This is a genomic window from Bacteriovorax sp. PP10 (genome assembly GCF_035013165.1).
Lineage (GTDB): Bacteria > Bdellovibrionota > Bacteriovoracia > Bacteriovoracales > Bacteriovoracaceae > Bacteriovorax > Bacteriovorax antarcticus.
In genome coordinates this window covers 1,288,663-1,302,555 of the sequence record NZ_JAYGJQ010000002.1, presented here as the reverse complement: position 1 = coordinate 1,302,555, position 13,893 = coordinate 1,288,663, and the positions used below count along the sequence as shown (strand labels likewise).

The 13,893-nt window shown below is 39.3% G+C and carries 12 protein-coding genes; 6 read left to right on the top strand and 6 right to left on the bottom strand.

Features of this window, described 5'->3' with window-relative positions; translation table 11 throughout:
* Positions 1-59 precede the first annotated feature (59 nt).
* The 3 genes from SHI21_RS16330 to SHI21_RS16320 all read left to right on the top strand — a co-directional run bounded on the left by SHI21_RS16330 (position 60) and on the right by SHI21_RS16320 (position 2,707).
* Positions 60-1,616, top strand: a complete 1,557-nt coding sequence (locus SHI21_RS16330; protein ID WP_323577959.1) for a methyl-accepting chemotaxis protein — start codon at positions 60-62, stop codon at positions 1,614-1,616.
* A 208-nt stretch (positions 1,617-1,824) separates the two neighbouring features.
* Positions 1,825-1,947 (top strand): hypothetical protein, encoded by a 123-nt coding sequence (locus tag SHI21_RS16325; RefSeq protein ID WP_323577958.1) that lies wholly within the window; start codon positions 1,825-1,827, stop codon positions 1,945-1,947.
* A gap of 46 nt (positions 1,948-1,993) precedes the next feature.
* Positions 1,994-2,707 carry a hypothetical protein gene (locus SHI21_RS16320; protein WP_323577957.1) on the top strand — a complete coding sequence of 238 codons (714 nt, stop codon included), beginning with the start codon at positions 1,994-1,996 and terminating at the stop codon, positions 2,705-2,707.
* Between the two features lie 33 nt (positions 2,708-2,740).
* On the opposite strand, the gene cheB is transcribed toward SHI21_RS16320, so the two are convergent.
* From cheB to SHI21_RS16300, 4 genes are read right to left on the bottom strand one after another with little or no spacing between them, the layout of a single operon-like run.
* Entirely contained in the window at positions 2,741-4,201 is a 1,461-nt protein-coding gene (gene cheB, locus SHI21_RS16315; protein WP_323577956.1) for a chemotaxis-specific protein-glutamate methyltransferase CheB, read from the bottom strand.
* Positions 4,202-4,207: 6 nt separating this feature from the next.
* On the bottom strand, positions 4,208-6,091 hold the full coding sequence (locus SHI21_RS16310) for a CheR family methyltransferase (RefSeq protein ID WP_323577955.1): 1,884 nt from the start codon (positions 6,089-6,091) through the stop codon (positions 4,208-4,210).
* 35 nt (positions 6,092-6,126) lie between these two features.
* Positions 6,127-6,627 (bottom strand): chemotaxis protein CheW, encoded by a 501-nt coding sequence (locus tag SHI21_RS16305; protein WP_323577954.1) that lies wholly within the window; start codon positions 6,625-6,627, stop codon positions 6,127-6,129.
* A gap of 10 nt (positions 6,628-6,637) precedes the next feature.
* Positions 6,638-8,506, bottom strand: a complete 1,869-nt coding sequence (locus SHI21_RS16300) for a chemotaxis protein CheA (protein WP_323577953.1) — start codon at positions 8,504-8,506, stop codon at positions 6,638-6,640.
* Positions 8,507-8,740: 234 nt separating this feature from the next.
* On the opposite strand from SHI21_RS16300, the gene SHI21_RS16295 reads away from it, so the two are divergent.
* Positions 8,741-9,826: a branched-chain amino acid aminotransferase gene (locus tag SHI21_RS16295; protein ID WP_323577952.1), complete on the top strand. Its 1,086-nt coding sequence runs from the start codon at positions 8,741-8,743 to the stop codon at positions 9,824-9,826.
* Here the strand turns inward: SHI21_RS16295 and SHI21_RS16290 are convergent.
* The gene (locus SHI21_RS16290) at positions 9,823-11,106 is read right to left on the bottom strand and encodes a putative Na+/H+ antiporter (RefSeq protein WP_323577950.1); all 1,284 of its coding nucleotides are present in this window, start codon (positions 11,104-11,106) and stop codon (positions 9,823-9,825) included. The two genes, SHI21_RS16295 and SHI21_RS16290, sit on opposite strands and share 4 nt — an antisense overlap.
* A complete protein-coding gene (locus SHI21_RS16285) occupies positions 11,106-11,354 on the bottom strand; it encodes a ferredoxin (protein ID WP_323577948.1) in 249 nt (82 codons plus the stop codon). The genes SHI21_RS16290 and SHI21_RS16285 overlap by 1 nt, the downstream gene beginning before the upstream one ends.
* A gap of 103 nt (positions 11,355-11,457) precedes the next feature.
* Between SHI21_RS16285 and SHI21_RS16280 the strand changes: the two genes are divergently transcribed.
* On the top strand, positions 11,458-13,185 hold the full coding sequence (locus SHI21_RS16280) for a phospho-sugar mutase (RefSeq protein WP_323577947.1): 1,728 nt from the start codon (positions 11,458-11,460) through the stop codon (positions 13,183-13,185).
* A 6-nt stretch (positions 13,186-13,191) separates the two neighbouring features.
* A complete protein-coding gene (gene queC / locus SHI21_RS16275) occupies positions 13,192-13,893 on the top strand; it encodes a 7-cyano-7-deazaguanine synthase QueC (protein ID WP_323577946.1) in 702 nt (233 codons plus the stop codon).

Here is a 13,893-nt window from a genome sequence, read left to right as displayed (position 1 = left end):
AAATAGAGTTTCATTCATTATTAAACTCTACTTTAAATATTATTCATCAAGGATATACTTTGGCACACTCACTTGGGCGAAAAATCTCTTTTGGACAAATTGTATCTTTTCTCTTTTTCTTATCCTTTGCTGCCTTTGTCATTTTTTATTTAAGTAATATAAAAAGTACGAATCTGAAAAATCTTAAACTCAATTTTTCACATTATAGATATTCTCAAAAAACGAAAATTCACGTCGTACAAATACAACAATTTATTTCTGACATTGGTGCAACTCGAGGTGAAGATGGTCTGGATGACGGTTTAAAAGAAGCAGAGAATAATTATCGAGCACTTTTACAAAACATTGATGAAGAAAGAAAGCTCGCCAGCGAAAATAATAATCAAGAGATGATGGTATCGCTTGATACTATAAAAAAATTATCCGATTTATATTATAAAACGGGTGTGACTATGGCCAATCTTTACATAACAAAAGGAACTAAGGCCGGAAATACTTACATGCCTAATTTCGACAAGGCATCATTAGAATTACAGAAAGAAGTCGATGCTTTTTTAAAGCAAGCAACCGTAAACTTTACAGAAGATATCAACAAGATAGCTCAAGATATAGAACTTATACTTCGCTTATCTATCTGGGCCCCTCTCGCCGCCCTCGTTGGATTTAGCATCTTTAGTTATAATTTTATTAAAAAGCTCACAAGACAGCTCAGTGAATTAACTAATGAACTCAACCAGACAACACCTCTTCTTATTAATTCATCTGACTCTATGAAATTCCTTAGTGCTGAGCTTTCAACCTGTGCAACTCAACAGGCAGCAGCGGTACAAGAGACGGCCGCAAGTATTGAAGAGATAGCCGCAATGATCGGAAGAAATTCAGACAATGCCAACAACGCGAAAGTATCATCTCAGGAAAGTCTTGAATCAGTCAAAAGCGGACAGAAAGCACTAGTCGAAATGCTTAATGCCATGAACGAAATCAGTGAAAACAATGATTCTTTTAACTCATTCATGTCAAAAAATAATGCTGAATTAAGCGAGATGGTTCAGGTTATTAAGAACATTGCTGATAAAACAAATGTTATTAACGACATTGTTTTTCAAACCAAACTCCTATCTTTTAATGCATCTGTTGAGGCGGCCCGCGCCGGCGAGCAAGGAAAAGGATTTGCGGTAGTAGCTGAAGAAATTGGAAACCTCGCTCAAATGAGTGGAAGTGCTGCCAATGAAATAAAGATTCAACTCGATGAAAGTATCAACAAGGTTAATAAGATTGTCTCTACAACTAAATCTCAAGTAGAAATCCTGATTCATGATGGAAAAGATAAAATTGCACTTGGGATTGATAAAGCAAAACAATGTGATCTTATTTTGAACGAGATCAGCAATGCCTCAGCTTCCGCCCAGTCTTTAGTTTCAGAGGTGGCCGGTGCTTCCAGAGAGCAGTCGCAAGGAATTGATGAAGTCAATAAAGCAATGGGCCTAATTGATGAGATAACAAATAAAAATAGTGCTGCCTCGCAAAGCGTTTCTGAAAATGCAAATCAAGTTATGCAGCTCTCGACTTCTGTAAAAGATACTGCGACAAAGCTTTTTACTTTAATCAATGGATAATGTTTTCAAAAAAAGATTTTCACCTGTTTGTTCTTTCACCTGACACAAATAAATGCCAAATCAACATTAAGAAGTTTACCTAAGGAGTTAAGGTAATTTCACTATCTCCTCATTATTTAATACATCCACCACAATTTAGTTTCCCCATCCTTAATAAGACTAAACTCACCCTAGCGACTCACGACAAGTGTCTCAACAGGGGAACTTTATGAAAAAATTATTTATTATTTCAATTATTCTTATAACGATAATCTCGCTAACTGCTTGTGGTAAAAAAGCAGATACAACGGGAAGCGGAAATACATTTTCACTAAAAGGATCTGGTTCTTAATTATTATTTGCAGTAAAAAAATTATTAACCATTAAAGGATCAATTTATGAAAAACATTTTTAAAACCTTTCTCATTGTAAACTGCTTATCAATACTGCCGGTCGCTCATGCTGTAGACAACGCCGGAGATATTGGCCTGTCTGCAAGTGCTCTCACTTTTAAAGTTTATAAGATGGCCGTTTCAACCAGTGCTCTTTGCACCGACCTCATCACTGTTGTCGACAATGGAAATACTCCCGTTGCCGTTAATTTTTTATCTAACCCGGATCTTGGTAATGGCGTACTGGCCAATGGAACATACAATTGTATTGTTATTGAATTTTCAGATGTCCTATCCTTCACACCAAGCACCACATCGACCAGTGGGAATTGCGTTGCCAGCACTCCACGCAACCTGGATATCTGCCGCTCTGATAACGGTGGTTCCAGCAAGCTGATTGATGGATCTACTACGAGCTGTACAGGAACGAATGGGGCCAATGCAGGGGTTTATGGGACACCTGGGGCAGACCGTGTATCGATTTACCTGTCGACAGGTGTAACGACTGGAGGTAATGATGCTTTTAATCCTCCACTTACTTTAGGTGTAAATACTCACGGATTTAACTTAGCGTCTCCGCTAGTTATCACTGGAACTTCATCTGGAAAATTTACAGTTAATCCTACTGGAAAAGTTTGCGATTCAGCACACTCGACTTGTGGTGGAGTAAGTGGAACGTGTGGTATGGAGCCACCTGTATTTAGTTTTTCAAAATTATAATAAAAAAAGGGCCTCTAAGAGGCCCTTTTTTATTCATGAAACTTCTTTTCTACTTTTTTTTTGATTGGTCAGTAACGTAATCCTCTCGGCAATATTCCCCAACGACTCTGTAAACTCCGCTGCACCAATATTGATCGCCTCTTTCGGCATACCAAATACAACAGATGTCGCTTCATCCTGAGCAATGGTTCTCACTCCAAGATTTCTAAGCTCCAGCATCCCTTTCGCCCCATCTTTCCCCATTCCAGTTAAGATAACAGCAACTGTATGCGTGTAGATATTCTTAGCGACCGTCATAAACATGTAATCAACTGAAGGCTTAAAACGATTCACTGGAGCATCATCGTTGATCTCAACAAAGACTTTCCCATTCTTTTGAACCATCTTCATCTGGAAGCCACCAGGAGCGATTAAAACGCGGTTCTGCCTTACTTCATCACCATCTTCTGCTTCTTTCACATCAAAGGGACAAAGCTCGTTCATTCTCTTGGCAAAGGCCAGTGAGAAGACAGCAGGAATATGCTGAACAATCAGCATCGGAGGAATTTTATTTGGAAGCGCAGTCAGGATCTCTCTGATTGCTTCTGTTCCACCTGTTGATGAACCAAGAACAATAAGCGAATCCAGATTACACAGCTCTTTAGTCTGGACTGCTTGAGTCCTTTCTCTTCTGCTTGTTTTATTAACATTGGCCATGGCCGCTGTTCTTACCTTTTCCAAAATGAAAGGTGTCACGCTGGCGATTTCTGACATTTCCGGTTTTTGAATATAGTCGACGGCACCGTTTTCAAGAGCGTCTAAAACCATCGGCCCTTCGGCCATACTGATTGAGGAAATCATCACCGTTGGAATGTAATACTTAGGTGCGATAATCGTTTTTAATAACGTTACCCCATCCATTTCCGGCATGTGAATATCAAGTGTAATAACGTCTGGCTTATGTTTTATAATAAGTGCTTCGACTTCAGAAGGTCTTTCTGCCATCGCACATACTTCAAACATGGGGTCACTTAAAAAGATCTTAGATAAAATTGTTCTGATGGTTTTTGAGTCATCAACAATTAAAACTTTAAATTTTGAAGGCATCACTTTCGGTGTGAAAGCAGATGTTACAGTTGGAGCTGCTCCTTCTATCGATACGCGCACTTTATTAATCTCAGGAAGGAAACAAACTTCCACCTGGGTTTCTTTATCGACTTTTTTGATCGATTGAAATTTCTTCTGATCAAAAAAGCTGCTTACTTCAGCAATTGATTTTTTGGCACCAATCACCTTCATCTCTACTTTACTCAGATCATGTGCAAAATATTCGCTGACTTCAGCAAATATTTTTTCAAATACTGGTTTACCAAGATCACTTCTCTTTACATAAACTCCAAAACAATCATTAGATGAATGGTGAAAAGAAAGAAAAGCGTCACCGGGAAAAAGAGCTGTTAAAAACTCCCCCCCATCTTTTTTCGTCTGAATATGTAGTGATCTCATCTTTTTCATAAACGATTACTTTGTACTCAGGTAACGGCATGACATATACGGAAAGCTTGTCGCCGGGACAACATCTGAAGCATAGGCCTTCAACGGATGTTTAGCGTTTCCTTTTTCACCTAAATCTTCAAGTAACAATTCAACTCCACGCCATGCTGAGACTTGCTTAGCTGCATGAGCAGATGTATTTCCATACGCCATAATCGACGTTGGCATAGTTCCATATTTACTGTGAACCATTGAGAAGTATTTCTTAAAATCTACAAAGTAAATTGTATTTGGAGCAAGTTTTGTCTCCATGCTATCAAAAAACACAACAGATTTTTTAAAATCTCTTTGATGCTCTTTTACAATCCCTTCTAAAATCTCTCCGGCACCTTCAAAGAAAATGAAAGTTGGCGGTTGAGAGTTATCTGTTTCATTAAAAAATGCTTTGAACATTGGAAGATCAGAAAGAGATCCCAGCATCACACGCATTTTCTTTTCAGGGTTAGCGATCACAAATGTCTTCTGGTTTTCTTTATCAAAAGAAGAAACCATTGGACGTTGTGCACTTCCTGCAATTGATTTTAACTTCGTTCTAATCTCTTCTCCACGCTCTTCAAGGTTCGTTAGAGCAGGCTTTTCTACGTAGTCCGTAGCACCAAACTTAAACGCTCTCATTGCTGTATCAGAGTCCGCTCTTGAGGCCGATGAAATAATCATGACCGGAGGGTGAGATTTCGTATGATTTTTTTCCAGATAAGCAATACCATCCATTTCCGGCATGTGAATATCGAGAGTCATTAAATCGATTTTTATAGTTTTCATTTTTTCCATGGCATCTTTACCGTTGATAGCTGTCGCTACCACTTCAAATCCATGTTCTGGAGTTAACACTTTCTTTAGAAGTGTAAGGATACTTGGTGAGTCGTCCACACACATAACTCTTAAAATTTGTGGTTGGTACGACACTGGTGATGGGGCCACTGCTGCACTTCTCATTGGAAGAACATTTCCAGCGGCCGCAGGTGTCGGTGCTTTAGCGGATGCAGTCGGTGTTGCTGCTTTATGCATATAAGCTGATGGCCCGATTGAATTAATCTCAAGCTTCATTCCCGATAGCGGCTCTGAAATCCCCGAGAAATAAACACCGTGCGGATGAAGTCTCGCGATCAGCTCTTTTGAAATCGCTTCGATCTGAGGAGTTTCAAAATAAATAAAAACGTTACGGCAGAAAATGACATCAAATTTTTGATCTTTAACTGCTTCAGAAACTTTCAGTAAGTTTCCTGGTTTGAATTCACACTTTGATTTAAGGTTTGATTTAACCTTAGCGTACATGGCGATATCGCCTGTCCCCTTTGCCCAGTTATTCCCCATGAAGTTCATAGGAATTTCTTTGATTTCATTGTGGTGATAAACACCGTTGTTGGCGATTTTAACCGACTCCCCATCGATGTCCGTTCCTAAAATTTTAAATGACATTGAAGGGTCAATTTGCGGGATATGAAAATCCAGGAACATTGCCAGTGAATACACTTCGTGTCCACGTGAGCAAGCTGCCGACCAAACCGTTAAATTTTTATCTCCACGCTTTTTTGCTCCAGCAAGTAACTCTGGGAGTTTTGCTTTTAAGATTTCAAAATGCGGGAATTCACGGAAAAAGAAAGTATGGTGGGTCGTAATAAGTCCTACAAGAATGTAAGATTCATGATCAAGGTTTTGATCAATATACTTAACATACTCGTCAGCAGTTTTAAGTCCTAATTCCATCATGCGTTTTTTTACACGCGTCTCAACCATATAAGCTTGTTTATCACCTAAACGGTTACCTGAAATTTTATGTACAACATTCGAAACTTTTTCAATTAAATTTACGAAGTCTTTACTAATTGTACCAACTGCCGCCTGACTCATACGATTCCCCAACACCTTTTTAATTCAAACTTTAATTAAGCGGCCTTCTTCATTCCACTGATTGCTTCAAGATCTTTAAGGTCTAACACCTTAGCGATATCCAGAAGAATAGTAAGAGAGTGTTCTTTCTTATAAACACCAAAGATAAAATGCGTGTTAACCTGGTGCTCAACTTCCGGCATTTCACTTACATCTTCAGAAGAGAAAGCTAGAACTTTGTTGATTGAATCGACAACCACACCAATGTTCATTCCACCAATATCAACGATGATAACTGCTTCTTCTTTATCCTGACGAGCGTCTACTTTTAATTTTTTTCTTAAATCTACAACCGAAATAACCTGTCCTCTTAGGTTCATGATCCCAAGAAAATGAGCTGGTGATTTAGGAATTGGCGTTGTATCTGGAACTGAAATTACCTCTCTCACCATTAGAAGTGGGATTGCATAATCTTCGTTTCCAAGACTAAACTCGATAAAACGGCTTAGTTCATTTGTTGATGTCTTTTTCATTTTTGTTACGTTATCTTTTTCCATTTGATTCTCCCTATGCGGCCATGTCGTCTATAAAAGTTGATTTTTTCTTCTTCATTGATCCTGCAAACAATTCAATTAAATCCAAGATGAATGCCGGGCGTCCGTCTCCAAGAATCGAGCTACCCATGAATCCTTTTTGGTTCTTAATTTCTTCACCCAACTTCTTAATAACAACTTGTTGTTGGTGTAAAATATCGTCAACCAGTACTGCAAAACTTCTCTCATTCGTGTTAACGATGATCGCGATTTGTTCGTGCAGTGGTTTCTCATTAAGATTTCTTTGAAGTGCTTTTGAAATCTTAAATAGCGGGATAACTTCCCCTCTGATTTTCAAACAGTCACCCACACCATTTACGTGGTGAACGATATCAGCTGTCGGAGAAAGAGACTCATACACTTGTCCCAGAGGGATAATGTATCTTTCATCACCGATTTTCGTGATCATTGCTTCGATAATCGCCAGAGTTAATGGAAGAACAACTTTGAATTTTGATCCTTTCCCGATCTCTGTGATAACTTTTACTTCCCCAGAAAGTTTTTCGATGTTGGTCTTAACAACATCCATCCCAACTCCACGTCCAGAAATTTCTGAAACTTCTGATTTCGTCGAGAATCCCGGGTGGAAGATTAAATTTACGATTTCTTCTTCACTCATTGTAGCGTTTGCTGAGATCACACCTTTCTCAATCGCTTTTTCGCGAATGACTTTTGCGTTGATCCCTTTTCCGTCATCGCTGATTTCGATAACAAGGTTATTTCCTTCGTGGAACGCTTTAATCGTTACCACTCCAGCTTCATCTTTACCGGCAGCAAGACGACCTTCAGTCGACTCAAGACCGTGGTCAACAGCGTTTCTTACGATGTGAACTAGTGGATCCGCTAAATGCTCTAATACTGTTTTATCAATTTCTGTCTCTTCACCCACTAACTCCAGGACAACTTTTTTATCAAGGGCCTTAGAAGTATCGCGGACAATTCTTTGCATCTTTTGAAGAGTCTGCTTCAATGGAACCATTCTTAGGCTCATTGAAATGTTTTGAATTTCTTTTGAAAGTTTTGCCAACTGAGAAAGTGATTTTAACATTAGAGGGTTTTCAATTTCCTCTCTGTGTTGGTTTAACACAGTCTGGATGATAACCAACTCTCCAACAACGTTGTTCAACATTTCAACGCGAGCTAAACTCACACGGATACTGTCGTCTTCGTTATTTCCTTTAACAGCTGCAGCTTTCTTTTGATCTTGAACAACCACACCTTCAATTGGTGCAACAACCGGAGCTGCGGCCATTGCTGGTTTTTCAGAAGGAAAAAATGACTCTGCTCTTTTTTCTTTTTGTTCCATTGAAAGAACTTCTGCCGGAGCATTTAAATTATCTTCAAAGCTCTGAAGTAGAGCGATATCTTCTGCTGAAATTTCTTCTGATGAAAATGTTTCTTCGTCTACGACTTCTTCGTGTGTTTCAGTCGCTTGTGGTTTTGCGGCCACAACCAGTTTCCCAGCAAGAGCTGAAAGAATTTTCTCGATGATTTCTTTTGAATCAAAACGAGAGTTCAAGTCCATGTTCAACATTTTGATCATGACACTTACGTGATCGTTACACTCAAGAAGAAGTGATACGATAGCATCAGTGATTTCGAGCTTCCCTTCTTTCAATTGTAAAATCAGGTTTTCGAATTCATGAGTGAACTCTGCTACATCTCCAAAACCTACAGCTCTCGAAGTTCCCTTCAAGTTATGTGCGAGTCTGAAAATCTGATTCATAAGATCAGCATTATGCTTGTCACTTTCCAGTGCCAAAAACGCCTGCTCAGAATCATCCAACAGTTGAAGTGCTTCCGTTAAAAAATCTAACTTAACTTCTTTTTCAAAATCATCCATAAAATCTTCTCTCTCTTTGGAATTGTAAAAACTTGTCCGCTAAATTTATCGGTATCTCCTTTGCGTTAGTTAGGAATTTCTACCTTTATTTTTATTCAGCTTCGCAGCGTAATTAACTGATTAGTGCTAAAAACCTACGACTTGTTTAGTCATCCGAAGCTTTTTTTTTTGTTTCTTGAGCAATATTGGATATAATGCCTCAACTTTTGCTTATACTTTTTATTTAGGATAGTTATGACTCAAATTACGATAGACCCTGGTCTAAAAAAGGCCATTTCAGATTACCAACTTCCAGAGACTTTAGGTTTTGGTAATGTCATGACTCCGGTGATGGCGAGCTGTACTTATGAAAAAGGAAAATGGGGGCCACTAGAGCTTCTTCCTTACGGCCCGATCACAATGTATCCGACAGCAAAAGTTCTGCATTACGCTCAGGAAATTTTTGAAGGAATGAAAGCTTACCGTGTAAATGGTCAAGGCCCTTTCATCTTCCGTCCGGAAGAAAACTACTTGCGCTTCAACCGTTCTGCAGAAAGAATGGCGATGCCACATATACCTCATAATATTTTTATGGATTCAGTTTTCGAACTCGTGTCTTATACAGCGAACTTCGTTCCAAGAAGATCAGGTGAATCACTTTATCTTCGTCCGTTTATGTTTGCGACTGAAGAGTCTCTAGGAATTAAGCCTGCTGAAAAATTCCGTTTCATGGTTATTGCTTCAGCGTCTGGATCATATTTTTCAAACACATCTGAAGGACTTTCAGTTTACATCGAAAGAGAAAATGCACGCGCTTTCCCTGGTGGAACTGGGTTTGCAAAAGCTGGTGGAAACTATGCTGCTGGTTTATCTGCGGCCATCAAAACAAAACAATTAGGATTTGTTCAGACACTTTGGCTTGATGCCAGAGAAAGAAAATACATCGAAGAAATGTCAGGGATGAACGTTTTTGTTGTGATCAACAATGAACTTTGTACTCCGAAAATCAGCGATACAATCTTAGATGGTATTACAAGAAAATCATTAATCGCTCTTGCTCGCGACTCTGGTTACACAGTTCACGAAAAAAATATCGACATCAATGAATTGATTGAAGATATAAGAGCTGGAAGATGTACTGAGGCCTTCGCTTGCGGAACAGCGGCCATCATTACGCCGATTAACTACTTTGGTGAATCAGATGGAGAGCGTATCCCTCTTCACTTCCCTGAAGGAAAAATCTCAATGGAGTTAAGAGAAAAGCTTCTGGCGATTCAAGAAGGACGTGTCGCTGATACGTACAAATGGATTGCGACAGTTGAGCCGAAAACTCTTCCTTAATAATTAAAACTTGGGAGCATTAATAAACATAAGACAGAAATGATTGTGGGTATTAATGCATACAAGAAAAGTCTTACTGGATTAATTCCATCAGCACCAAATGTATCTTTTAGAATTCCAAATCCAGCTGGGTTTGGAGCGTTTGCAATAACCGTTAATCCACCACCACACACCGCTCCTGCCACTAAAGCGTATTTAGATGCATCTGAGAGATCGACTAGTGAACCTAGATAAGTCAAGGCCGCATTGTCTGTAATGGCCGTCAGAGCTGTCGCTCCCAAAAATAATGTCAGATCACCCATCTTTGATAATAACGGTTGAAGCCACCATGCCTGCATTGAACCTAGAGTCACTAATCCCGCCAGGAAAAAGGCAACGAGAAATGCTGTTTTAATTTTTAGAGCATCCTGATACTTCTCGGTGATTTTTACAAATCCTAGGAAGAAACAAAAAACTCCAATGAAAACTTTTGGATGATGAGCTGTATAGACAACTAAAAATAAAAAGACAACGTGAGCAAAAATCTTCCACCACTTCGGGATAAGATAATCATCTTTTTGTTGTTTTACTTTTACATACCCGCTTAGCTCTTTTCTAAAATGGAATGCATAAAGTGCAGTTGAGATAATAATCGCCAGAACTGATTTATACCCGAAGTGCTCGAGCATATAAAGAGTTCCCCAGTTCCATTTTGTCGCGACCATTAAAACAGGCGGAGCTGCAAAATGAGTCAGCGTTCCCCCAATGGAAACGTTAACAAAAAGTAGTCCCATTGTTGCGTATTTAAATCTCAGTGAGACTTGTTCTTTGTAAAAGCTATCAAGCAAAATAAGCGCTGTGACCGTCATCGTTGCCGGCTCTGTAATAAAAGATCCAAGCAATGGCCCGATAATTAAAGCAGATAAATAAAAAGACATCTTCTCCTGAAAAGGAAGAAGCCTGGCAAAGAATTGAATAATCTTAGTCGCAAGTAAGATGACTGGTCTTGTTGCTGCTATACACATGATCACAAAAACAAAAGCAGGTTCGGTGTAATTTAATGTATCAAGATACTGGATCGCTTCGGTTGGACCCGAAAGAGCAATGTAAGCCGTAATAAAAACCAACGCCCACAGTCCAAAAACGACTTCAACTTCAGCAAGGTAATGCCAAATATTCGCGCTCATTGATCCTTTAACTTTTTGGTCAGCAATATGTTCGAACTTGCTGACCAAAAATGTATGAACGATTGCGATAAAAAATAAAATCGTCGAGATAATTTCGAGCGTTGAAGCCGTCATTAACCGTCTTTACCAATTGAAGCGACAGGACAAGCTTCTAATTGCTCTTGGCATAATTCGATATCTGCAGGACTTACCGGTTGCTTATAAATGTACGCATTTCCATCTTCGTCTTCTTTAAAAAACTCAGGGGCACCAGTATAACAAACGTTGCAGGCAATACACCCTTCTCCGTTGTCATCATCTGGATCTGTGCAGTACCAAGGCCCTGGTATGTTCATTTTGTGTTTCATCATTTTATTGGCCATAAATCCTCCGGAATATTTCGTTCACCATCATAGCGAAAAAGTTGTGATCTATGAAGAGTTATTTGCTAGAATAACCCCCTATCAACCAATGAGGACAGATTGTATGAGTACTAAAACAACTCTTGATAAAGCAAAAGCATGGGCCCAGAACACTTATTTTAGCCCTGAATCGCGTGCAGAAATCCAAGCACTCATAGATACGAACAATACCAAACAAATTGACGAGTGCTTCTATAAAGACCTCGAGTTTGGAACTGGTGGGATGAGAAGCATCCTAGGTCAGGGTATTAACCGAATTAATATTTATACGATTAGAAAAGCAACTCAGGCACTATGCTCTGAAGTCCTTGCACAAAAATCATCAAACCCAAGCATGTGCATCAGTTATGACTCAAGAATCATGTCGTTTGAATTGGCTCAAGTGGCCGCTGAAGTTATGGCCGGTAATGGAATCAAAGCTTATATCTACAAACATTTAAATCCAGTTGCTCTATTATCTTTTGCAATCCGTACTCACAAGTCGATGGCAGGAGTTATGGTGACGGCCTCTCACAATCCTCCTGAGTACAATGGATACAAAGTTTTCTGGTCTGATGGAGCACAAGTGACTCCACCGAATGATCAAAACATCATCAACAACTACAACTCGATTACAGATTTTTCTTCTGTAAAAGTGATGCCATTTGCTGACGGAGAAAAAGCAGGACTGATTGAATGGATCAAGGATGAAGTCGAAGAAAATTATTACAAGGCCATTCATAAAGCGATGATCAATCCTGATCTTTGCCGTGAGAATGGCGGTAAACTAAAGATCGTCTACACTCCTATTCACGGAGCAGGTCTTGTTCCATGTTCGCGTGCCCTGAAAGATTTAGGATTCACTGACGTTCATGTTGTTCCAGAACAAGCACAACCAGACGGAAGATTCCCTACTGTAAAAAGCCCGAACCCTGAAAATCCATCGGCATTAAAAATGGCCGTAGATTTAATGGATAAACTTAAAGCTGATATCGTTATGGGTTCAGATCCGGATACAGATCGTCTTGGCGTTGCCATTAAAGTTAACGGTGTCGTTGAATACTTAACAGGTAACCAGATCGGGATTTTAAAAGTTCACTACATCCTTTCTGAAATGAAAAGAAAAGGAACACTGACTGGAGAAAACTACGTTGTTAAATCAATCGTAACAACTCCACTCCTGGATACTATCGCTCACTCTTATGGTGTTGAAGTTTTCAATACTCTGACTGGGTTCAAATGGATCTGTGGAAAAATGAACGAGCTGGAAAAAACTCAGCCGCAAAAGAAGTTTATCTTCGCTACAGAAGAGTCATTCGGTTACCTTTGCCATACTTTCGCTCGCGATAAAGATGGTGTGAGCTCGGTGTCTCAAATGGCGGAAGTGGCCCTTTTCCACAAGCTAAAAGGTCGCAACCTCCTTGAAGCTCTCGATAAAATCTATGAAGAATTCGGTTTTTCTAGAGAAGATTTATTGTCTTTGGACTATTTTGGGATCGAAGGATCTGAAAAAATTTCACGAATCATGACAAACTTCAGGAACTTCAGCGATAACAACATTCTAGGGAATGCTATTGCAAATATTAAAGACTACTCAAAGGGAATCGAAGGACTTCCTAAGAGTAATGTGATAGGTTTCTTTTTCGAAAACGGGAACCAGGTTTATTTAAGACCATCGGGTACTGAACCTAAGATCAAATTTTATATTATGATCCAGGAAAAAGAAGGAACGTTAGCTAACAAAAAACTAAACGCCGAAATCAAAGCTACACAGTTCCTAGATTATTTTAAGGCGGCATCAGAAAGAGCGTAGAATTTTATGACAACAAAAAGTAAAGATTTAGCAGTATGTTTAGTAAGCGGTGGAATGGACTCACTTGTGTGTGCAGCGATCGCCAATACAGAATATGAAAATCTTGCTTTCTTGCATTTAAACTACGGCCAAAAAACTGAAGAGCGTGAATTAGAAAGCTTTAAGAAGATTGCTGAATTCTACAACGTGCCTGCTTCTCACCAAAAAATTATCGACGTGAGCTTCCTAAAACAAATTGGAGGCTCATCTCTTACTGACGATAAAATCGACGTTAAGAAATACAAAGGCGACGACTCAGAAGAAATTCCTGATTCATACGTGCCATTTAGAAACACTCACATCATCTCTATGGCCGTTTCATGGGCAGAAGTGATTGGTGCTAAGAGAATCTACATCGGTGCTGTTTACGAAGACTCATCAGGGTATCCTGACTGCAGACCTTCTTACTACGAAGCTATCAATAATTTGATTAAAGAAGGAACGAAAGACGGCGACATCAAAGTTGTCACTCCAGTTATCTTCTTAAAGAAAGATGAGATTGTTAAAAAGGCCGTTGAACTAAAAGCGCCATTACAATTTTCTTGGTCTTGTTATGAGAGAAACGATAAAGCTTGTGGTGTTTGTGATTCATGTGCTCTGAGATTGCGTGGATTTCAAAAAGCTGGGATTGCTGATCCGATAGAGTATCTGACTCGTCCTCAATACTAA